Genomic DNA, 22,339 nt, shown 5'->3' with positions numbered 1-22,339 from the left:
TTTGGGGGCAGTTCGGTTTTTATAAGCCTCTTTTTTGCATTATAAGGTAAGAAAAAGTGAAAAAATGCCTTTTTTTTAGTATAATACCTGCACTATGAGCGAAGATATTAAATTTAGCACTTCCGGCTTTAGAGCCGTTATCGCAGAAGGGTTAACCGCCCAATCTGTACAACGTTTGGCTTTTGGGATTTCCGACCATGTTTTGGAAAACTCTTTCTATGGTTTTGAGGGTACGGGTTATCAAAAACACTGCCAAGATTTAGGCAAAAAGCCCAAAAAACCGCTTGTGATTCTTGGATATGATACTCGTTTTCTTTCCAAACAATTTGCTTATATAGCGGCCAATGCCCTGTTGGCCAACGGCATCAGTGTAAAAATGGCCGATGAGCCTTTACCCACTCCCGTAGCGGAATGGAACGTATTAAAAGAAGCGGCAGTAGGGGCTATTGTTATCACCGGAAGTGAAGCAGACTACCATGTCTGTGGCTTGAAGTGGATTGCCTATTATGGCGGTATTGCTAACAATGAAATCGTAGAAGATATTGAAAAACGCACCCCAAGCGCATCTTCTCAACTTCTGAAAGCATCTTCTACAGAGTTTGACCATCTTAACAAAGCGGTCTCCCCCACCGGTTCGCTCAAAAAAGAGTACTTAACTCATTTAGAAAAACTCTTAGATCAAAAAGCACTTAAAAAAGCCAAACTCAAAATCGCATTAGATCCTCTTTTTGGTACCGCTCAATATTATTTTCGCGCACCGCTTGAAAAATGTGGTGTCACAGTGGAAGCCGTTAATGAAAAAACAGATGTCCTTTTCGGAGGAAAAGTGCCAAACGCCGGTCCTGTCAGTTTGGAAAATTTGAAAAAGCTCGTAGTTTCCAAAAAAATGCATTTAGGCATTGCCTGCAATCCGGATTGCGACAAATTTGGTTTGATTGATTCTGACGGAGAATGGGTCTCCCCCAACGAAATAGGCCCCATGCTGTTAGATCACATGGTCCGCAACAAAAAACTCAAAGGCCGTGCCGTACGCAGTGTCATTACCTCTACACTGTTTGATCAAGTGGCCAAAGCGCATGGATTGATGATTCGCGAAACGCCGGTGGGTTTTAAATATATCACCGAATTGATGACCACCGGTCAATACATCATGGGTGTGGAAGAATCCGGCGGTATTGCCGTAGCCAATCATATCCCCGACAAAGACGGCCTTTTGGCCTGTTTTCTCATTGTAGATATGTTAGCAGTAGAAGGAAAAACGCTCAAACAGTTGCGTAAAGATTTCTACAAAAAATATCGTCCCATGTATGATCAAAAGGTCAGTATCCCCAAAACTGAAACCGAAATCAACCGCATCATGGAACGCTTGGATATCAAACCCCCTTTATCCATCAACAAAACCTCTGTGTGGCGCATTGACTCCACCGATGGGTTTAAGTTTATTTTAAAAGGTGGCAGTTGGTTGGCTATTCGTCCTTCCAGCACTGAGCGACGCATTCGTCTGTACGCAGAAGCTCCGGACGAAAAACTGCCTGCCACTTTAATTAAGGAAGGCAAAAAAATTATAGACAGTATCGTTTAGTCTGTCAACTAATAGGGGGAGAGTATGTCTAAAATTAAAAAAGTAATCGGACGGGAAGTATTGGATTCACGTGGGTTTCCTACAGTGGCGGTTGATGTAGTGTTAGATGACGGCACATCAGCCTCAGCCATGGTACCCAGTGGTGCGAGCACAGGCTCTCACGAAGCGTGGGAACTGCGTGATGGGGGCACCCGCTACGGTGGAAAAGGGGTATTAAAAGCCGTCAGCAATATTCAAAAAATCTCCAAATGCATTGCCGGCATTGAAGTTGATGATATCCGGTTGGTAGATGACCGCATGCAGGCTTTAGACGGCACCGCCAACAAAAGTAAATTAGGGGCTAATGCTATGTTGGGCGTATCTATGGCAGTTTTGCGCGCCGGCGCTTTGAGTGCCAAAAGACCGTTGTATCAGCATATCCGCCACGTATACAGTTTAACCGCCAAAAAATATATTTTACCTACGCCAATGCTCAATATTATTAACGGCGGAAAACATGCCGATTCCGGCTTAGACGTACAAGAATTTATGATTGTTCCCACACAGAGTAAAACTTTTTCTCAGGCATTACAAGCGGCGGTGGAAACATATCAAACTTTAAAAGAAATTCTTAAAAAACAAGGTCAAGTTATTGCCGTAGGAGATGAAGGAGGTTTTGCTCCGAAAATTGCCAAGCACGAAGATGTATTAAAAACCTTAGTGAGCGCTTGCAAAAAAGCAAAACATACCGACATATCTTTAGCGATGGACTGCGCCGCCAGTGAATTCTATAAAAAAGGCAAATATCATTTTGAGAAAAAAGATTACACTTCTGAGCAAATGAGCAAAATTTATGAAGGTTGGTGTAAGAAATATCCCATCGTTTCTATTGAAGACCCTTTGCAAGAGGACGATTGGAACGGGTGGCATTATATTACACAAAAATTAGGCTCAAAAATCCGACTGGTGGGAGATGATTTATTCGTCACCAATCCACATCGTTTAACGATGGGTATTGAGCAAAAAGCCGCCAATGCTATTTTGATTAAACCCAATCAAATCGGTACCGTATCAGAAACGATAGATGTGATTTTGCAGGCCCAAAAAGCCGATTATGGCTGTATCATTTCTCATCGCTCCGGAGAAACGGAAGACAGTTTTATTGCCGATTTGGCCGTAGCCACCAATGCAGGTGCCATTAAAACCGGTGCCCCTGCACGCGCAGAACGCACTGCCAAGTATAACCGCCTGCTCCAAATAGAGCACGAACTTGGCAAAAAAGCGTCCTACGCCAAAGATAGCGTTTTTAAAAAATGAATGATTTATTAGATACCATACAAAGAAACAAAAAACCACTGCTAATCATCATAGGGGTGATTGCAGTGGTTGTGTGGTTTTTGGGAAACAGTTTTGTAAATTTGATTCATAATAAAATGGAACTTAATCGTCTTACAAAACTCAGCGAACAATTAGACCAAAAATATGAAGAATTAAAATCCGAACAAAAACTTCTACAGGAACAAAATCCGGCCCATATAGAGCGCTTAGCGCGGGTAAAATATCACATGTCCGCCGCTGGAGAAAGGGAGTTTAGATTTAAAAACAAATAGGAACATTTATGAATATTGATGTCTTGGAATTAGGCCCTATGGCCAACTGTACTTATTTGCTCACGCAAGGAAAAGAAGCCATTTTAATAGACCCTGCGTGGGATATGAATTTTATAGAACATACCTTAAAAACAAAAGACTTAAGCCTCTTGGCGGTCTTTTTTACGCATGGACATTTCGACCACGTGCGCGACTGCGAAACCTTGCTTCGAAATCATGGATTAAAGGCTTATTTACAAGAACAAGATACAGCTTTAAGCGGATTGCCACAAGAAGTGTTGCATACCTATAATGGGGAACAAAATGTAAAAATCGGCCACTTTGATATTCATATTATTCCAACACCCGGACATACGGCCGGTTGTGTTTGTCTGCAAATCGGCAATGTCCTTTTTACAGGAGACACCCTTTTTCCGGGAGCTTGCGGCAGAGTAGATTTGCCCTCTTCTGATCCGCGCCAAATGCGTAAAAGTTTACTCAATCTTTCCAAACTGCCGGAAGACACACAGATTTTTGCAGGACATAGCTACGGTGGAAAATGCTCCAGTTATATCGGTTATGAACGCATTCATAACCCTTTTATGAGAAATGCCATCAAAGATGAAAAGGTAATACAGTAATGCACCCCATTCTTTTTAAAATAGGCTCTTTTGAATTTGCCAGCTACGGTTTAATGACCGCACTGGCCTATATGATTGCCTCTTTTTATCTTTTCAAGCGCCTGCATTTTATCAAGTTAGATAAAGATACTTTTTGGAATCTTATTTTCATTGCCTTTGTGGGGGCTTTGGCCGGCAGTAAGATTTTGTATATATTGTTATCTTGGCAAGAAATGGGTGCCACTACTACAGAGCGGCTATTATACATTATCCAAAATTTCCGCTACGGGTTTGTTTTCTTGGGCGGGGCCATAACAGCCATGATTTCTCTGTACTATTACATGAAAAAAAAGAATCTGCCCATCTTAAAAACGGCTGATTTTTTTGTGGTGGGTTTACCCTTAGGGCATGCTATCGGACGCATCGGCTGTTTTTTGGCCGGTTGTTGTTTCGGAAAACCGACCCAAATGCCTTGGGGCGTAAGTTTTACCCATCCGCACACTTTAGTTCCCCCCCAGTTTCAAGCCACGCCTTTACACCCCACTCAACTCTATGAAGTGGTGGCCAATTTGATTTTATTTTTTATATTACAACATTATTATAAAAAACCGCATAAAAACGGCGGAGTATTGGCCGCTTATATTGTGGGATACTGCACGATACGCTTTGTGATAGAGTTTTTCCGCGGGGACTTTCGCGGAGGATTCTGGCTGGGGCTCTCCCCCTCACAGTTGATTTCCGCTACGGCAGTTTTGCTGGTGATTTGCGTATGGATATTTTTAAAAAAGGATAAAAAAAATGGCTGAGAAAAAAATTTTAGATTTTGTCGGTTATTCCAAACGTTTAGATGTTTTTGCGACAGACGAATTGCCTGAGTTTTCGCGTGCTTTGGTGCAAAAAATGATTAAAGACGGCAAAATTACCGTCAATGGAAAAAACGTAAAACCATCTTGGCCTTTGCAAGAAGGAGAAAGAGTGGAAATAGAAATGCCTTGCGCACAAGACCACAAAAGTAAACTGTCAGATTTGATTATTGCAGACGGAAAAGATTATTTTGTCATCAATAAACCTGCCGGTATGTTGGTACATCCGCAAAGTCCCATTTGGGAAGAAAATCCGGAAGCTGTTTTCGCCTCTGAAGAAACATTGGTTTCTATCATTTTAGCCAATCCGCCAAAAGGTTTTGACTCAAATATAGACCGCGCGGGTTTGGTACACCGCTTGGACCGCGAAACCAGCGGCGTAATGCTTATTGCCAAAAATCAAGAATTTCAAGAGGCAATGGTGGAACTTTTTGCCAGTCGCCAAGTCAACAAAACATACCACTCTATTGCTTGTGGATTAATCCCCGATGATAACGGCACGATTGATGTACCTATCGGGCGTGTAGCAGGTGGCAAAATAAAAGCCTCTGATGTCGGCCGCGAAGCGATTACCGATTATCATGTATTAGAGCGCAAAAACGGATTTACCTACGTAGAGCTTTTCCCGCGTACGGGGCGCACTAATCAATTACGCGTACATTTAAGTTGGCTGGGCTATCCTGTACTGGGAGATTGGTTGTATAAAGGTGCAACAGCCGACAGACTGATGCTACATGCACGCCGTTTAGAGTTTAAACACCCCTTAAACGGACGTTCTATGAAATTTGAGGCTCCTGTTCCCACAGACTTTGAAAACGCTTGGAAACGGGTCACGGAAGGGAAATAGCAGATTCTTTGATTTAAAAACAGCCGAAAATATTTTCGGCTGTTTTTTCTTCTTTAATCTACATATAAAGTTTTTCCGAAAAAAACGAAGTCAGCAAACCGACGGACACTTTCTCTCATCTAATTACTTTTTAGGGCTTGCAGATGGATTATAAACCCTTTATAATAGTGGTATAGCAAAGATTTCTGGCCTTGGGGGACTTGCCCGCTCGGGCAAGGCATAAGGCAGAGGGAGATGAGTTTTCTGATGAGGAGAAACTGGTATCCCCCTGATTTTTCCAAGCGTATCTCCAACGCTCGGAAAAACCGGAATTAGACCCGCGGACAACCCCCACCGCGGGTTTTTGATTTTTTACCAATCCCAGAAATTCCCTATCATTTTCCAAATGTTTTAATCTGACGAAGAAGAACTTTTAATAATTTTAAAAGATATCTTTTAGATGAGGAGTTTTTACTTTGTTGCCAAGCTGTTTTTCCTTAAAATAATAAAAAACCGCTCCTTTCGGAACGGTTTAAATTTGCCAGATCTTATGGTAAGATTTCAGTTTACACTTCACCGTGCAGGACTTTTAAAGCCGACTTCTCTTTTACCGGTAAACACTCCTGCACACGATAGTTCTTCCCTCCGACACTGTCGGAAATGGCCTGGATATCTGCATCCGTCAGCACTTCTTTGTCATAAGTCGTGCGAAACTCATACGGCACACCTGAAGCCATAATCATATCCATACTTTTTCGGATAATCTTCGGGTCGAACTCCACTGCTGTAATTAAAGAGTACTTCTCTAGCGGCGCTTTTAAATCCATCGCCACAAAATCCACCAATTGTCTGTCTAAAGCTTCTTGTAATACTTCCGGCCTGGTACCGTTGGTATCTAACTTGATTTTATATCCTAAGGCTTTTACTTCTGCCATAAAATCAATTAATCCCGCTTGCAAGACGGGCTCTCCACCGGTAATCACCAACCCTTCCAACGTACCTTTGCGTTTACGCAAAAAAGAAAGGATATCCTCTTTGGGAACGGATGATTGTAAAAGATGGGGGTAGACAAGTTCCGGATTATGACAATACCGACACCGAAAGTTGCAGCCCTGCGTAAACACCACCGCCGCCACATGGCCCGGATAGTCAATCAACGTAAACTTAATCAAACCCCCAATCTTCATATCAGGCTAAAAACGTAAAAAGTTAGCAACCGCAAGAGCAAGAATCCACATTGGTCATGGTCTTACGCATGGTAAATTCTTCTCTTTTACCTTTGTTCCAGTTTTGCACCGGGCGGAGATATCCGACCACACGGGAATAAACTTCACATTTAGAACCGTGCACATCGGCCATTTGTTTCTTTAATTCAGAGATTTTATTTTCAACAATTTTTCTTTCTTCAGCGGTCATGGGAACTCTCCTAGACTTTTACTTCTGTTCGGCAGAACATCCATATTTTAGCATTTATGACACAAAGCCGAACTGCTTTTTAAGGGTTAGACACTAACCCTAAAAAGGGACTTTTAAGCAATAACTATAGATTATTTGCTATAAAGTTGCTCTTCTAATAAACGGACCTGACGTTCCAACTCCTGCATCCGTTCGGACTTACATTTCGGGCATTCAAAATGTTCCCCCTCAATGTATCCGCATTTAGGACAGACGCTAAACGTAGGTGTGATGGAGAAGTATGGCAAAACATATCTTTCGCAGACGGTTTTGATAAACTTCTTCATGGCTTCTAAATCTTTGATACGCTCACCCGTGAAAATATGTTGCACCGTACCACCGGTATATTTAGCCTGAATGGAACTTTGCAGGTCTAACATTTCAAATACATCATCGGTGTAATTGACCGGAAGCTGGGAAGAGTTGGTATAAAAAGGCGGGTGGCCTTGTTTATACATGGACTCATCGGCACAAATAATTTCCGGATAATGTTCTTTATCCAATCTGGCCAAACGGTAGGAGGTACCTTCGGCCGGGGTGGCTTCCAAATTGTAATTATTACCCGTTTCTTCTTGGAAACGAACCAATGTCTCGCGCATAAAGGTCAGTACTTTTTCAGCAAAAGCACGTCCTTTTTCCGTTCCGATATCCTCTCCAAAAAGATTGATGGCGGCTTCGTTCAAGCCCACCAAACCAATGGTGGAGAAGTGATTGGTCCAATATTTGCCAAAGCGTTCTTTGACGCTGCGTAAATAGAAGCTCATATACGGGTACAAGTTAGCCGCCGTGAAACGTTCAATGACTTTACGTTTGATTTCCAAACTTTCTCTGGCCGTTTCCATGCGGTCTAATAAGTTTTTGAAGAATTCTTCTTCATTTTGAGATAAATACCCCAAGCGTGGCAAGTTGATTGTCACCACACCCACAGAACCCGTTAACGGAGCAGAACCGAACAAGCCGCCTCCGCGTTTGCGCAATTCGCGGTTATCAATACGCAAACGGCAACACATGGAACGAGCATCTTCGGGGTTCATATCCGAGTTGATAAAGTTGGCAAAATACGGAATACCATACTTAGCCGTCATTTCCCATAACGGGGTCAATTTCGGGTTATCCCAATCAAAATCTTTGGTAATGTTGTAGGTCGGAATCGGGAACGTAAACACACGGCCTTTGGCGTCACCGGCAAGCATCACTTCGCAGAAAGCGCGGTTCAAGAGGTCCATTTCGTTTTGGAACTCTTTGTATGTTTTGTCCATCAATTTTCCGCCGATAATTACCGGCTGATCTTTATAATAAGAAGGAACATTCAAATCTAAAGTTAAGTTGGTAAACGGCGTTTGGAAACCCACGCGGGTCGGCACGTTTACGTTAAACAAAAATTCTTGTAAGGCTTGTTTTACTTCTTCATAGGTTAATCCGTCATAATAAATAAACGGAGCCAACAAAGTATCAAAGTTGGAGAATGCCTGTGCACCGGCACTTTCGCCTTGCAAGGTATAAAAGAAATTGACCACTTGGCCTAAAGCCGTGCGGAAGTGCTTGGCAGGCTTACTTTCGGCTTTGCCCACTACACCGGTAAAACCGTTTAACAATAAATCTTGCAAATCCCAACCCACACAATAGGCACCTAACAAACCCAAATCATGCAAGTGAATATCGCCTTCGCTATGCATGCGTTTGACTTTTTCCGGATAAATTTTATTAAGCCAATAAATTTTGCTCACTTCAGAGGAAATATAGTTATTGAGCCCCTGTAAAGAATAACCCATATTGCTGTTTTCTTTTACTTGCCAGTCCAACTGTTGCAAATATTGGTCCACCAGGTCCACGTTAAATTTAGAGGAAATCTCACGGATACGTGCATGCTGGTCTCGGTACAAAATATAGGCTTTGGCCGTTTTGTGATAATTGGATGTCAACAATACATCTTCCACAATGTCTTGTACGTTTTCTACGTTAGGGGTCGTGTCGGAATAAAGTTGTTGAATAATATTGATGGCACGAATGGTTAGTTTTTTAGCCGTTTCAATATCAAATTCGCCCGTCACTTCCCCAGCTTTAGCAATGGCTTTGGTAATTTTTTTAGAATCAAATTGTTGGATAGTACCGTCTCTTTTGACGATATTAGTAATTACTTCTACGTTTTCCATGATCTATTTCCTGTGAGTTGAGTGGTCGCAAAGTTTGAAAAAACTGCGACAATAAAATTTTTACATAATAAAAGCAAAAATGCAAATCACGTCTAAAAACATTTTTTTCGGGCAACTATTTTTTATTTTTTACCGTCGGAGAAATCAGATTTTAATTTCCTTCAAAAAATTAAAATATATGTTCTCTTTTTTCTCTTATTAAGAATTTTTACTATTTATTTTAGCCTCCTGTCAAGTTTTTCTTTTTTTATGGAAATTTTATACAATGCCCCTTATATATAAATCGAAAAATAAATTTTACGGAGAAACAGAAAATGTCCGAACAGAATTATATTTCTGAAATTGAAAAATTAATGGAAAACGATTTAGATAAAGCCTTACAACTTTGCCACAAGGCATTGCAAATTTATCCCGAAACGGCACAATTTTATTATTTAAAAGCAGTTATTCTATGGAACAAATCCGAACCGCAAGACTTATGCAAAACTTCGTTTGAAACTCTGCTTCAGCAAGCATCTGCGTTAGCCCCGCTTAATCCGGAGCCTCATCAATTATGGGGATATGCCAACGAAGTATTGGGAAATTATGATTTGGCCTTGCAAGGATATTCCCGCGCGATTGCCGTATGCGAAAAAGAGCCCGAACTATATTATAAAAGAGCATGCATATATCATTTGTTGGAAATGTATCAAGAAGCGGTGGAAGATTGCACACAAGCCATTACTTTGGCCGGAGAAAGTGCAAGAGAAATTTATTATGCCCAAAGAGCTGCATCAAAACGCGGGCTGAAAGATATAGAGGGTTCTTTGCAAGATTATCAAAAATCCGTAGAAACAAATCCAAATTACATCGGGGGCTTTTTGGATATGGGAGAAATTTATTATTTGCAAAAAAGATATCAGGAGGCTTTAAACTGCACAGACAAAGCCGTTGAAAAAGCCCCCAATCAGCCGATTTGTTATGGTATGCGTGCAGACATCAAAAAGAAGATGAACGATTTAATAGGAGCATTGGAAGATTATCAACAAGTTCTGTTTTTAAATCCGAAAGACCAAAAGATATTAGATCATATCGGTTATCTGCAAAATCTCTTGTTGGATCAAATTGCCGAAGGGACACCGCAAATGCGCGTTCAATTAAAAAGCGGGCACAAGGCCATGATCACTTCTATAAACGGACGATCTGTCACTTTTGTGGAATTGCCGCAAAAATAAGATCAAGCGTTTTATACCTTTTTAATCCTATTTTTGCCTTGACCAAAATCCCGTAAACTTGTTTAATGAAAGAAAAAGGGGGTAGAGAATATGGACTTTTACCAAATCATGACATTAATTGCCGTTTGCGCCTTTGTGGTGCTGGTCATTTACGCGGTTTTGACACTTTTACAAATTAAAAGAACCGCCGAATCGGTGGAGTATCTGAGTATATTGGCGGCAGAGAATGTGGAAAAAACACAAAGCACTTTTGACCTGTTGCACAATGTTTCCTCTGCTTTGGACAGTACTTTTTACAAAGCCATGAAATTAGGAATTGATTTATTCAGTAAATACAAAAACACCAAAAAATAATGCTTCACTTAAAAAGGCCCTCCGTTAAGAGGGCCTTTTCATCAGTTTAATACCAATATCGCATAATTTAAACACCAGGCAAAGCACAACCACAACCCATATGGAAGCATAAGCCAAAAGGCCTGATGTTGCGGCGCCCACAATTTTTTCATTAACCACACCGTTAAAAAAATCATGATGCTTAAAATGATTAATGCAAGGCCGATTTCCTGATGGCCAAAAAATATCGGTGTCCAAGACGCATTAATCACTAACTGTGCCACAAACAAAATAACGGTAAGGCGATTATTGTAATTTATACCGTCACGCGTAATCAAATACCCAACCACCCCCAACAGCACATATAAAATGGCCCATACAGCCGAAAAAGTCCAATCCGGCGGTGCAAAAATGGGTTGGCTCAACGCATGATACCAATCCATGTTTCCCCGCACGGCTCCCATGCCTACCAGAGCCGGAATCTGACAGATAAACAACCACATTATCAATTTTGCCATTTGCATACTCCCCCCTTTTTACCTAAGTATAAAAATCTCTTTTCTTTTACGAAAGAGAAAAAAAGGATTAGTTTTTTTAGGGGAGATTTCCACCGACAAGTTCAAAAATGCTAAAATAAAAGTAATCAATTTTATACAGCCGCAGCGAGGTATATATGGACACCAAACTTATTACCGAAATTACCGACTGGCTTAAAACGACCGATTTGGCCGAGTTTTGCTATCAAAAAGATCATAATTGCATTGAGATTAAAACTCGGCAAGCACTGCCGGAACCTGCTAAATTTACTTGTCATTTAACGGCAGTGACGGCTCCCGCCTTAGGCATCTATCATGGGGCTGACAAAGGAAAAAATTTATCTTTAAAAGAAGGGCAAAACGTCAAAGAAGGGCAGTCTTTAGGCCTGATTGAAAGTGCCTTTGAGAAACATGTTGTCCCTGCCCCCGTGTCCGGAGTGTTGCGTATTATTTCCATTGAGGACGGCAAGCCTGCAGAATTTGGCCAACCTCTTTTCTTTATTGAACCCTAGAGGACAATATGGCTAAAATTACCATTAAACCTTTTAAAAAAGTATTGATTGCCAATCGCGGAGAAATCGCCTTACGCGTGATTCGTACCCTTAAAGAAATGGGGATCAAATCAGTAGCCATTTATTCCGAAGCGGACCGAAACAGCCTGCACGTACGTATGGCCGATGAAGCAGTATGCATCGGGGCGGCCCCTTCTTCTTTGAGTTATTTAAATATCGATGCCGTAGTGACGGCTGCCAAAATAACAGGGGCCGATGCCGTTCACCCCGGTTATGGATTTTTATCTGAAAACGCAGATTTTGCCGATGCTATCACCAAAGCCGGTATTACTTTTATCGGCCCTACTGCCAAATCTATCAGCATGTTGGGTGTAAAAAGTACAGCCAGAGAAATAGCCATTAAAGGTGGGGTGGCCATTACACCGGGTTCAGACGGTGTGGTGGGCAAAAATTATAAAGAAGTCGCTCGCAAAATCGGTTATCCCATCATGATTAAAGCAGCTTTGGGCGGTGGCGGGAAAGGCATGCGCGCCTGTTTGTCTGAAAAAGATTTGGACTTAATGATGAAAACGGCTCAAGGCGAAGCAAAGGCCAATTTTGGCGATGATCGCGTTTATTTTGAAAAGTTAGTATTAAATCCGCGCCATATTGAAGTGCAAGTAGCCGCAGACAATTACGGAAATGCTGTTGCTTTTGCCGAGCGTGACTGCAGCATGCAACGAAGACATCAAAAATTGGTGGAGCAATCCCCCTCCGCTTTTGTCACTGCACAAGTACGCAAAAAACTGCAGGAAGCGGCCGTTAAATTAGTCAAAGCCGCCAACTATCATGGGGTAGGAACCGTCGAATTTTTAATGGCCCCCAATAAAGACTTTTATTTCATGGAAGTAAACACTCGCCTTCAAGTGGAACACCCCGTGACGGAAGAAGTATGTGGGCAAGACTTAGTAAAATTGCAAATTGAAATTGCACAAGGAATGCCCCTTTCCATCACACAACAAGAGGCCTCTGTTGTTCGTGCTCATGTGGTGGAGCATCGTATCAATGCCGAAGATAGCGATAACAATTTTACCCCCTGTCCCGGAACGATTGAAGAATGGATTCCTTCCGGCGGTTTGGGCATTCGCGTAGACAGTCATATGTATACGGGATATACCATTCCCAGTTATTATGACAGTTTAATTGCCAAGTTAATTGTCACTGCCCCCAATCGCGAAGAATTATTAAAACGCAGCGAACGTGCCTTGGGCGAATTTAAAATTTCCGGTGTAAAAACCACGATTCCCTTTCACCAGAAAATCTTGAAAAATGAAGATTTTATTGCCGGAAATATGGATACGGGACTCATTGAAAGAATGTTAACGGCGGAAAAAAATGACGAAAGCAAAAAATAAAATTTTAGGCCGTCGTGCACTCTCCAACTGGGTAGAGAAACAACGACAAGCCGGCAAAAAGATTGTATTTACAAACGGTTGTTTTGATATTTTACATGCCGGACATGTTAGCGTGTTGGAGTTTTCTCGCAGCAAAGGGGACGTATTGGTGGTGGGTATTAATAGCGATGAATCCGTCCGCCGTTTAAAAGGCCCCACTCGTCCGGTTAATAAACAATCTGACCGCGCGCTTGTATTGGCGGCATTGCAATCTGTGGATGCGGTGTCTGTTTTTACGGAGGACACCCCTTACAACCTTATTAAATCTGTCCGCCCCGATGTATTAGTCAAAGGCGGAGATTATAAACCCAGTGAAATCGTGGGTCGTGAATTTGCAAAAAAAGTAGTGCGTTTTGCCTTACTCAAAGGACGCTCTACTACTAATATTATTAAGAAAGTACAAAAGTAGTTTTGTACAAAAAGGAAAAGAACATGTCTGATATTTTTGAAAAATGCAGAAACTTTAAAGATGCCAAAATAGCCATGCGCATGGGCATTTACGGCTATTTTCAACCGATTGAATCGGCTCAAGGGCCTGAAATCGTCTTAAACGGAAAAACCTACATCATGGCCGGCTCCAACAATTACTTAGGCTTAGCCAATGATCCCGAAATGAAAAAAGCAGCCTCCGAAGCAGCCCTTAAATATGGTACGGGTTGTGCCGGTTCTCGCTTTTTAAATGGTAATACCAAAGCCCAAGATGAATTAGAGCAACGCATCGCCAATTTCAAACGTAAAGAAGCCGGACTTATCTTTTCCACCGGATATCAAATGAATTTGGGTGTTGTCAGTTGTCTTTTGAAAAAAGGGGATTACGCCATTGTAGACAAGTTGAACCATGCCAGCATTTTAGACGGCGTAAAACTTTCCGATGGTGAAATGGTGCGCTTTAAACATAATGATCCGGCCGACTTAGAGCGCGTTATCGCCAAATTGCCCGAAGAAGCAGGTAAACTCATTATTGTAGACGGTGTGTTTAGTATGGAAGGGGACATCTGCCCCTTGCCGGAAATTGTAAAAATCGGCAAAAAATACGGCGCCCGCATTATTGTAGACGATGCTCATGCCACCGGTATTTTGGGCAAAACCGGTCGCGGTACCTGTGAACACTTTGGTTTAGAAAACGGCGAAGTGGATTTGGTGGTCGGCACCTGTTCCAAAACCTTCGCGACTGTAGGTGGTTTTGTGGTCGGTGATGCTGATATTATCCACTACATCCGTCACAGTGCACGCAGTCAAATTTTCTCCGCCGCTTTGCCTCCGGCTTCTGTGGCTTCTATTAATAAAGCGTTGGAACTTATTGAAAATGATACTTCCCGCCGCGATAATTTATTCCGCATGACGGATAATTTGAAAAAGGGCTTGCGTGACTTGGGCTATGATTTAGGCACCAGCACCACGCCGGTCATTCCGGTACATGTGGGCAGCAACGAAAACTGCTTCCGTATGTGGAGAGCCTTGCATGAACTCGGCATTTTCTCCAATCCGGTAGTCAGCCCGGCCGTTCCTCCCGGAAAAGCCTTAATGCGCTTAACCTTGATGGCCACGCATACGGATGAACACGTGCAAAAAATCATCGATGCCTTTGCCCAAGCGGGTCGTGCCATCGGCATTATTAAATAGTCTTTTACAAAACCCCTCTTGTCGGAGGGGTTTTCTTTTTGGAGAAGATATGAGTCAAATAGTCATCAAAGACGCCGAAAAAGATTTAAAAACTTTTATTCATTTTCCTTACCGGTTGTATCAAAACAACCCCTACTGGGTGGGTGAATTAAAAGCCGATACCCTAAAACTTTTAAAACCGGAAAATGCCTTCTGGACTCACGCCAGAAGGAAACTGCTGCTCGCGTACAAAGACGGTGAAGTGGCAGGCCGCTTATGTGCTTTGGTTAATGACACGTACAATGAGTATCAAAAAGAAAATATCGGGTTTTTCGGATTTTTTGATGCCATCCATGACCAGGAAGTAGCACATGCTCTGTTTGCAGAAGGTGAAAAATGGCTCCGCGCTCAAGGAGTTGAGGCCGTACGCGGGCCGGCTAATCCTTCCAGCAACCATGTATATGGCTTATTGACCGACTCTTTTGACGCTATGCCCTCTATCATGATGCCCTACAATTACCCTTACTATATGGAGTTAATTGAGAAAGAGGGATTTAGTAAAGTAAAAGATTTGCTGGCTTTTCACCGCAGCAAAGAAGACAAATTCTCCCCTCTATTTGAAAAAATTGTCGCACGCGCTGCACGAGGAAAGGGGCTTACCCTGCGCCGATTAAACCTTAAAAATTTAAAGCAAGAAGCATCTATCATTCGTAAAATCTATAATGATGCTTGGGCCGCAAATTGGGGACACACCCCCATTTCCGAACAGGAAATTCAGGATATGGTAGAAGAACTAAAATGGATTGTAAAGCCGGAAGGCACCTGTATAGCCGAAGTAGATGGTGTACCGGCCGGATTTTATATTGCTATTGCGAATATGAACCACGTGCTTCAAATTTTACGTGGCACTTTGTGTAATCCTTTCCGCACTGTAAAAGCCTTGCTCAAATGGCCCAAAATTCGCGATGCGCGGTTAATTATGCTGGGCATTGACCCCAACTACCGTAAAAGAGGCATTGATTTGGTGCTGATCAAACATATCGTAGATTATGGGGTAGCCATTTGGGACGAAGCAGAACTTTCTTGGATTTTAGAGGATAATGACGGTATTATCCGCGCCATGACCGAAGCCGGCTGCCGCCAGACAAAACGATACCGTCTGTATCAAAAAAGTCTATAATCTCTGATAAAAAAACCCCGCCAAGGCGGGGTTTTTTATCATTAAAACAAATAAGGCGCAATCAAAAAAGAAATCATTATCCCTACCGAATAACTACTTACATTGATAGCCAAACTTAATATAGAGGCATTACGCAGTGTAAGTGTTTTTCTGTTAAATAACCATATAAAAAAGGCTTCAAAAACCAAACTAAAAAGCCAAATTAAGGTAGGAACCGTCACTACTTTTGCCAAAACTTGCCAAGAAAGAGGCATTGTAATCAAATTGACCAATATCACAGAATAAAGCACACGATAACTCTTTTGCGTATAAAATAGATAAGCAAAGGCCGCTATCAATTCAATAAGTAATATGATAATTAAAGAAGCCCATGCATCAGCACGCAACAGTGCATTGAATTTCTGAGGCTGAGAAGACGGAGAAACCAACAAATCATTTTCTCTTACCGTCACCACAAAACTATTTCTTAATTTTGAAGGTGTGGCAAAAACATTACTTTCTCTTTTGACCCCGTCGGAAAAATCAACAATCAACTTTTGAAACGGAGCATATTCGTAAGCAATTGAAAAACAACCGTTTTGCTTACAATACAATTTTTGAATTCCATACACTCCCAACGGCTCTTGCCCGATACATTGGTTGTCTTTGCATTGGATTTGTTCGCTCGTAGCAGGAAGAATAGCCGGTGCTTGCGGTATTTGATATTGAAAAGAAAACTCCATTTCCGGTTTTGGAGAGATTCCGCCCCAAAGTGGCACAAAACCAAAAAACAAAACGGTAAAAAATAATATTTTTTTCATTTTTTTCGCCTCACAACCTATATTTGCTATTATAACATTATACGCAGAAAAGGGGGAAGTTATGATTTTTACAAAAACACAATTGGCAAAATATGCCGATGTTATGATTTGGGCGATGGAAAATGCCAGACGCGGAGGAAAATTTAAAAAGTATGATCAAGTGTTAGTCCGTTATGACAAAGCCGCCTTACCGTTGGCACATGCTATTTATGAAAGATTATTAAGTAAAAAATATTTGCCTATCGTCAGAACTACTCTGCCCGAAGAAATTCAACGCAGCTTTTATACTTTAGCAGATGATAAGCAACTCAAACATATCACTGCAGGGGAGGAGGCTTTTCAGGAATCTTTAAATGGATTGATCGCCCTGCACGCACCAGAAGATTTGACCGCCCTAAAAACCGTCAATCCCACCAGAATCGGCACCGCTGCCGTAGCGCGCAAAAGCCTGCGTGAAATTTTGGATAAAACCGAACAAGCCGGTCTTTTTTCTTGGACTTTGTGCAATTATCCTACCGAGGAATTGGCTCAAAAAGCAGGCCTCACGCTTAAACAATATGCCGGACAAATTGCCAAAGCCTGTTTTTTAAATGAAAAGGATCCTGTAAAGAAATGGAAAGAAGTCATGGCCCAAATTACGGAAATCGGACAATGGTTAAATGGTCTTAAAATTAATACGCTTCATGTGCAATCTGCAAATATGGATTTTGAAGTTTTGTTAGGAGAAAAGCGAAAGTTTATTTCAGGTGGAGGAAATAATATTCCTTCTTTTGAAATTTTTACTTCCCCTGATTGGCGTGGAACGAAAGGGGTGTATTTTGCAGATTTATCCTCTTACCGTACGGGCAACTATGTAAAAGGCGTTCGCCTTGAATTTAAAAACGGCAGAGCCATCAAAGCAACCGCCGAAGCAGGTGAAAATTATTTGCGTAAAATGTTGGATATGGACCGCGGAGCCGCCCAAATAGGAGAATTTTCGTTAACCGACAGACGTTTTTCCAAAATTGATAAATTTATGGCTGATATTTTGTTTGATGAAAACTTTGGAGGGAAATACGGCAATTGTCACGTCGCCGTAGGCTCAAGTTATGCCGACACTTATGCCGCAGATATGAGCAAACTTGATAAAAAACTTAAAGAAAAGTTAGGCTACAACGAATCAGCCCTACACTGGGATTTAATCAATACGGAAAATAAAACTGTACATGCCATGCTTAAAAACGGCAAAAAAGTATTGATTTATGAAAAAGGACAGTTCTGTTTTTAGATCCTGATAAAAAGAAGTCTATGAAAAAAAACTTTTCTCGTCGTTCTTCTTTCTTGGAAAACTTTGCACAGGATGCTTTGTTTTTCATCTTCTTGCTTTTTATGTTGTCTATATACAGGGCTGCATTTATCTTTCTTTTTAGAGATCAACTGCTAGCCACCACCACGCCACAGGATATTCTGTTCACCATGTGGTATGGTCTACGTATCGGACTTAAAACGGCAGGTGCTTTCTTTTTGCCATCATTTGTATTGGGCACTTTACTTAAACAGATTTTCCCCTCTTACAAGGCCAATAAATTCCGTTTTTTATACGGTAGTTTTGTTATTTTAATTTTTGCCTTTTTATTTCAAACGCGCCTAGCCTATTACCAAGAATTTCAAAATGCCTTTAGTCCTTTTATCTTCAATACCGTACACGATGATATGTGGGCTATTGTGATGACAGCCATTGACCAACATCATGCGCTGGGCCGATCTTTGGTGGCTCTTTTACAAGCGGCCGGAGGTTGCTTTATTCTTAAATATTTTTTGATTTTTGGCAAAAAATTGGGAGAAAAATGTGCCGCCTCTGCAAGAAAAACCTTATATGTGGTTTTGATTTGTATTTTTTTGGTTCCCGCTGCTGTATTTGTACGCAGAGGAGGCAGTTTTGATTTCAATGGCTCTATTTACTGGAAAAATGCCGCCCGCATGAGTCAACACCTGCTAAACGAAGCCATTTTAGATGACATACAAGCCCTTTACAAAGCCAGCCGTATTTATAAGCAATTTGCCAAAATGTCAGCCGATATCAACGCTGAAGATGTGAGAAAAGCAGCCGCCTACCTGTTAGGTACGGATAAGTATAATGAGGATTCTTTGATTCCCTTTTTAGAAAAAAAAGCACAAGGAGCCAAAATCCAAAAACCACAGCATATTTTCGTCATTGTAGCGGAAAACTATATGCTTTGGCCCTTATTAAAAAACTACCGTCATTTGCCTATTTCCAAAGGGATTCAATCCATTTTGCAAAAAGAGAATGCTATTTTGATTGACAAGTTTTTACCTGCCTCCAACGGAACGATGTTTGCCATCACTTCCATTTTATTGGGAATGCCGGAGATTAATTTGCTGACTGCCAATCGCCCTACCGCCCAAGAACCTTACGAAACTGCCCTTTCGGTGCAACTTAAAAAACAAGGCTATAAAACCCGCTTCTTCTATGGTGGTTTTCCATCTTGGGAAAATATTGGTCCTTTCATGAAACATCAAAAAATGGACGAATCTTTTTATTTTGCCGATTTAGGTGGAGAAGGAAGTGTGTGGGGGGTACAGGATAAAACGATGCTCAGAAATGCGGCGCAAAAAATTACGCCGCAACCTTCTTTTAATTTAATCCTTACCAGCACCAATCACACGCCTTACACTTTAGACACAAAAAAGGAAAAAGAACTGACGGACGAAAAAGAACTTAAGAAACTTCTTCCTGACGATATTTCCGATGAAAATCTGTTTCTCCAACGCTTACAACATTTTGAATATGCAGATCATCACTTAACGGATTTCGTTTTAAAGATGTACGAAAAATATCCCGACAGCCTTTTTATTATCACAGGAGACCATGCCGCACGTTGGACCTTGAAAGACAATCCTTCTCTTTACGAACGTTTGTCTGTGCCTTTGGTCATATTTGGAAAAGGAATTTCCAAACAAATGTTGCCTGCTCATGCTGCCGCCAGCCACATGGATATTGCCGCTACCGTTTTAGAATTAATACTGCCGAAAGGAACCCCTTATTATGCTTTGGGAGAGGATATTTTATCCCGACAAACACTAGGGTTGCATACTTATAATTGGATTAACCCATATGCCTTGGGTACACATAATATAAAAGAGTATGAGTTATTAGATGCTCATTTTCCCCCTCTTTCCCCGCAACAACAAAAAGAAATGGAAGAAAAACTCAAAGCCTACCGCATTATTGCCGCGTGGCGAATTTTAAAAGGAACAGAGTTGAAAGATTAATGCAACAAACCCCCAAATTAACTGGGGGTTTGTTTTGATTATTTAAATAACTTTTTCACTGCTTGCTTGGATTTGTCCAATTTTTTTTGCTCTTTTTTGGTCAATGCTGCGGTATTACCCGACTTTAAGTTTTCTTCTACTTTCTCTATTAATAGTTGGTTAGTGCCTCTTTCCCCCACCCATTTTTGTGCGTTGCTGGCAAAATCTTCAAACGTAATATCTTTTACCTTTGCTATACGCCATGCCCAATAACGCGCTTCAATGTCCGCAACCGGCTGAGAGATTCGGCTAATTTCTTGATTACGCTCTGCCAAAATCCGAGCGGCAGGATTTTCTTTTCCGTTATTCAAAAATTCCCTTACTCTGCGTCTATTCTCATCTAACATTTCATATTCCTGCGCCGTAATATGAGTGTTTCCGTTGGCTACATATTCTCTAATCAAACCCAACAAGCGGGCATGCTCTTGGGGCGCGCCCAACCAATTTTTTGAAGAATTTTCCAACTCTCCCATTGTTGTTGTCTTATTAATAACACTTTTAGCCCAATAACGCGCCTCTATATCACGTACTTCTGCTGTGATTTCAGAAATTTTTTGATCTCTTTCCTCACGGATTTTTTGCAAATCTGCCCGTTGGGCAAAAGAAACCGTATTCAACACACAAACGCATAAAAGCGAAAATAATACTTTTTTCATAACATTCTCCTTTATTGGACCGTTTGAGTAAAATCCGCATAGGATATCCCCAAATCTTGTCCGGGTAAAGCCAGATCTCTATAAAAAGCAAAGTTCTTCCGGTTAAACTCTGCCGGATCCGGCAAATATGGACTAGACGTACGCGGCCACCAGAACAGTACTGCCGAAACCGCCATTAAAACTGCCGAACACGCCCATACCGTTTTTCTTTTAAAAGAATATTTTTTTGCGCAAATCTGATTTTGTATTTTGTATTGCAAATGACATTGTGGATCTAAGTCCATCTCTTGACATAAGTTGGCTAATTTTTCCTCTGAAAGCTTCATAATGCCTCCATATAAACCCGTAATTTTTGTATAGCCCGATTTAAAATGGTTCCTACATTACTTTCACTTAGTCCGCTCATTTGAGCAATTTGACGGTTATTAAAATGAGCAAAATATTTTAAAGAAATCAAATCTCTCTCCCGTGGATTTAGCCGAGAAAACGCCTGCAGCAGCATAGCATTTTTTTCCGTTTGTTCCATTATTTCAAAAGGAGTGGGATCTGCTGAAACCAAATTTTCCTCTTCTTCGGCTAAAGAAAAAAATCGCTTAATACGCCAAATGGTGAAATACTTATTAACCTCATTACGGGCAATACCAAAAATCCATTGGTCCACTATTCCCTTCTCAGGATTAAATTGCTCTTGCTTGTCCCATGCTTTTTGCCAAATCAAAGAGCATACTTCTTCTGCACTTTGCTGACAATTCAGCCGTCCTCTTACATAGGCAAGCACCGCTTTAAACAAACGATTATAAACTTCATCAAAATTCATAAATTTGAGTTCCGGTTTTAAGTTTCCTTCACTTAATATTATCCGAAAAAAAGAAAAGTATCACAAAATGTTAAAAAATTAGCAAAGACAAGGCCATTATCATCATTCCGCCGATAACTCCCCAGATCACCCGATGCCCGTCACCATATTCGTGAGCAGTGGGCAACAGTTCATCTAAAGAAATGTACACCATGATACCGGCCACCATGGCAAACATCACGCCAAAAGCAGCTCCATGCAGAATAGAACGAAAAATAATAAATCCAAGCAAAGCCCCCAAAGGCTCCGCCATGCCTGAAAGACAGCTATACCAAAAAGCTTTGCTTTTGCTGCCCGTAGCATGATAAACAGGCAACGCAACGGCAATTCCTTCGGGAATATTATGCACCGCCACCGCTACGGCAATGGAAATACCCAGTGTGATATTTTCCATAGAAGCCATAAAAGTAGCCAAGCCTTCGGGAAAGTTGTGAATAGCCAATGCCATTGCCGTAAAAAGGCCTAAATGTTTGAGTTTATTTTTCTTTTCCAAAGCATCTGCTTCAATATGATGAGAGGGCATAAAACGGTCTATTAACCAAGCCAAAACTATCCCACCAAAAAATAACCCCACACTCAACCACGCGCCAGCATTTTCTCCATACAAATTGACTAAAGAACTTTTAGCCTCCGGCATCATTTCCATAAAAGAAACATATAGCATAACTCCGGCAGAAAAACCCAACCCTAAGGCCAGCGCTGCAAAATTATTTTTCTTAACGACGAAAGAAAGCAGTCCTCCCACACTGGTGGCTGCTCCAGCTAAAAAACTAAGAAAAAGCGCACATAAAACTGATTCATTCATAGTTATATAATAGCAAACTCTCACTCACTTAAA

At 41.3% G+C, this 22,339-nt stretch carries 24 protein-coding genes; 15 read left to right on the top strand and 9 right to left on the bottom strand.

Going from position 1 to position 22,339, the window contains the following annotated elements; genetic code table 11:
• Nucleotides 1-94: 94 nt before the first annotated feature.
• The 6 genes from IKL48_05835 to IKL48_05810 are packed head-to-tail and all read left to right on the top strand — an operon-like array spanning nt 95 to nt 5,480.
• Nucleotides 95-1,582 carry a hypothetical protein gene (locus tag IKL48_05835; GenBank protein ID MBR3604171.1) on the top strand — a complete coding sequence of 496 codons (1,488 nt, stop codon included), beginning with the start codon at nt 95-97 and terminating at the stop codon, nt 1,580-1,582.
• Between the two features lie 24 nt (nt 1,583-1,606).
• Complete coding sequence (gene eno, locus IKL48_05830; protein MBR3604170.1) at nt 1,607-2,878, top strand: phosphopyruvate hydratase; 1,272 nt, start codon at nt 1,607-1,609, stop codon at nt 2,876-2,878.
• Nucleotides 2,875-3,171: a septum formation initiator family protein gene (locus IKL48_05825; GenBank protein MBR3604169.1), complete on the top strand. Its 297-nt coding sequence runs from the start codon at nt 2,875-2,877 to the stop codon at nt 3,169-3,171. The genes eno and IKL48_05825 overlap by 4 nt, the downstream gene beginning before the upstream one ends.
• An 8-nt stretch (nt 3,172-3,179) precedes the next feature.
• Entirely contained in the window at nt 3,180-3,791 is a 612-nt protein-coding gene (locus IKL48_05820; protein ID MBR3604168.1) for an MBL fold metallo-hydrolase, read from the top strand.
• Nucleotides 3,791-4,576, top strand: a complete 786-nt coding sequence (lgt, locus tag IKL48_05815; GenBank protein ID MBR3604167.1) for a prolipoprotein diacylglyceryl transferase — start codon at nt 3,791-3,793, stop codon at nt 4,574-4,576. Before IKL48_05820 ends, lgt begins: the two co-directional genes overlap by 1 nt.
• Nucleotides 4,569-5,480, top strand: coding sequence for an RluA family pseudouridine synthase (locus IKL48_05810; protein MBR3604166.1), 912 nt, complete (start codon nt 4,569-4,571; stop codon nt 5,478-5,480). Before lgt ends, IKL48_05810 begins: the two co-directional genes overlap by 8 nt.
• A 545-nt stretch (nt 5,481-6,025) precedes the next feature.
• On the opposite strand, the gene IKL48_05805 is transcribed toward IKL48_05810, so the two are convergent.
• From IKL48_05805 to IKL48_05795, 3 genes are all read right to left on the bottom strand, one after another.
• Nucleotides 6,026-6,646 carry an anaerobic ribonucleoside-triphosphate reductase activating protein gene (locus IKL48_05805; GenBank protein ID MBR3604165.1) on the bottom strand — a complete coding sequence of 207 codons (621 nt, stop codon included), beginning with the start codon at nt 6,644-6,646 and terminating at the stop codon, nt 6,026-6,028.
• 22 nt (nt 6,647-6,668) lie between these two features.
• Complete coding sequence (locus IKL48_05800) at nt 6,669-6,875, bottom strand: hypothetical protein (GenBank protein MBR3604164.1); 207 nt, start codon at nt 6,873-6,875, stop codon at nt 6,669-6,671.
• Between the two features lie 131 nt (nt 6,876-7,006).
• The gene (locus IKL48_05795) at nt 7,007-9,067 is read right to left on the bottom strand and encodes a ribonucleoside triphosphate reductase (GenBank protein MBR3604163.1); all 2,061 of its coding nucleotides are present in this window, start codon (nt 9,065-9,067) and stop codon (nt 7,007-7,009) included.
• A gap of 314 nt (nt 9,068-9,381) precedes the next feature.
• Between IKL48_05795 and IKL48_05790 the strand changes: the two genes are divergently transcribed.
• Nucleotides 9,382-10,281 carry a tetratricopeptide repeat protein gene (locus IKL48_05790; GenBank protein ID MBR3604162.1) on the top strand — a complete coding sequence of 300 codons (900 nt, stop codon included), beginning with the start codon at nt 9,382-9,384 and terminating at the stop codon, nt 10,279-10,281.
• A 90-nt stretch (nt 10,282-10,371) separates the two neighbouring features.
• Complete coding sequence (locus IKL48_05785; GenBank protein ID MBR3604161.1) at nt 10,372-10,635, top strand: hypothetical protein; 264 nt, start codon at nt 10,372-10,374, stop codon at nt 10,633-10,635.
• Nucleotides 10,636-10,676: 41 nt separating this feature from the next.
• Here the strand turns inward: IKL48_05785 and IKL48_05780 are convergent, their stop codons facing one another.
• Complete coding sequence (locus IKL48_05780) at nt 10,677-11,132, bottom strand: tryptophan-rich sensory protein (GenBank protein MBR3604160.1); 456 nt, start codon at nt 11,130-11,132, stop codon at nt 10,677-10,679.
• A gap of 155 nt (nt 11,133-11,287) precedes the next feature.
• Here IKL48_05780 and IKL48_05775 point away from each other — a divergent pair, with 155 nt between their 5' ends.
• The 5 genes from IKL48_05775 to IKL48_05755 are packed head-to-tail and all read left to right on the top strand — an operon-like array spanning nt 11,288 to nt 15,877.
• Nucleotides 11,288-11,662, top strand: coding sequence for a hypothetical protein (locus IKL48_05775; protein MBR3604159.1), 375 nt, complete (start codon nt 11,288-11,290; stop codon nt 11,660-11,662).
• Nucleotides 11,663-11,679: 17 nt separating this feature from the next.
• On the top strand, nt 11,680-13,056 hold the full coding sequence (gene accC, locus IKL48_05770; GenBank protein ID MBR3604158.1) for an acetyl-CoA carboxylase biotin carboxylase subunit: 1,377 nt from the start codon (nt 11,680-11,682) through the stop codon (nt 13,054-13,056).
• The gene (rfaE2, locus tag IKL48_05765) at nt 13,037-13,504 is read left to right on the top strand and encodes a D-glycero-beta-D-manno-heptose 1-phosphate adenylyltransferase (protein MBR3604157.1); all 468 of its coding nucleotides are present in this window, start codon (nt 13,037-13,039) and stop codon (nt 13,502-13,504) included. Before accC ends, rfaE2 begins: the two co-directional genes overlap by 20 nt.
• A 23-nt stretch (nt 13,505-13,527) precedes the next feature.
• Complete coding sequence (locus tag IKL48_05760; protein ID MBR3604156.1) at nt 13,528-14,718, top strand: pyridoxal phosphate-dependent aminotransferase family protein; 1,191 nt, start codon at nt 13,528-13,530, stop codon at nt 14,716-14,718.
• 49 nt (nt 14,719-14,767) lie between these two features.
• Entirely contained in the window at nt 14,768-15,877 is a 1,110-nt protein-coding gene (locus IKL48_05755; protein ID MBR3604155.1) for a GNAT family N-acetyltransferase, read from the top strand.
• 41 nt (nt 15,878-15,918) lie between these two features.
• On the opposite strand, the gene IKL48_05750 is transcribed toward IKL48_05755, so the two are convergent.
• The gene (locus IKL48_05750) at nt 15,919-16,677 is read right to left on the bottom strand and encodes a hypothetical protein (protein ID MBR3604154.1); all 759 of its coding nucleotides are present in this window, start codon (nt 16,675-16,677) and stop codon (nt 15,919-15,921) included.
• A gap of 64 nt (nt 16,678-16,741) precedes the next feature.
• On the opposite strand from IKL48_05750, the gene IKL48_05745 reads away from it, so the two are divergent.
• The gene (locus IKL48_05745; GenBank protein ID MBR3604153.1) at nt 16,742-17,944 is read left to right on the top strand and encodes an aminopeptidase; all 1,203 of its coding nucleotides are present in this window, start codon (nt 16,742-16,744) and stop codon (nt 17,942-17,944) included.
• A 20-nt stretch (nt 17,945-17,964) separates the two neighbouring features.
• Nucleotides 17,965-19,950 (top strand): sulfatase-like hydrolase/transferase, encoded by a 1,986-nt coding sequence (locus IKL48_05740; protein MBR3604152.1) that lies wholly within the window; start codon nt 17,965-17,967, stop codon nt 19,948-19,950.
• A 38-nt stretch (nt 19,951-19,988) separates the two neighbouring features.
• Here IKL48_05740 and IKL48_05735 read toward each other — a convergent pair whose 3' ends face one another.
• From IKL48_05735 to zupT, 4 genes are all read right to left on the bottom strand, one after another.
• Nucleotides 19,989-20,645 carry a hypothetical protein gene (locus IKL48_05735; GenBank protein ID MBR3604151.1) on the bottom strand — a complete coding sequence of 219 codons (657 nt, stop codon included), beginning with the start codon at nt 20,643-20,645 and terminating at the stop codon, nt 19,989-19,991.
• An 11-nt stretch (nt 20,646-20,656) separates the two neighbouring features.
• Nucleotides 20,657-20,971 (bottom strand): hypothetical protein, encoded by a 315-nt coding sequence (locus IKL48_05730; GenBank protein MBR3604150.1) that lies wholly within the window; start codon nt 20,969-20,971, stop codon nt 20,657-20,659.
• Entirely contained in the window at nt 20,968-21,462 is a 495-nt protein-coding gene (locus tag IKL48_05725) for a sigma-70 family RNA polymerase sigma factor (GenBank protein ID MBR3604149.1), read from the bottom strand. Before IKL48_05725 ends, IKL48_05730 begins: the two co-directional genes overlap by 4 nt.
• 70 nt (nt 21,463-21,532) lie before the next feature.
• Nucleotides 21,533-22,306, bottom strand: coding sequence for a zinc transporter ZupT (gene zupT / locus IKL48_05720; protein ID MBR3604148.1), 774 nt, complete (start codon nt 22,304-22,306; stop codon nt 21,533-21,535).
• Nucleotides 22,307-22,339: the final 33 nt, after the last annotated feature.

Source organism: Elusimicrobiaceae bacterium (genome assembly GCA_017520185.1).
GTDB lineage: Bacteria > Elusimicrobiota > Elusimicrobia > Elusimicrobiales > Elusimicrobiaceae > Avelusimicrobium.
Note: the sequence above shows the minus strand (reverse complement) of the source record. Positions and strands in the feature narration are given on the sequence as shown.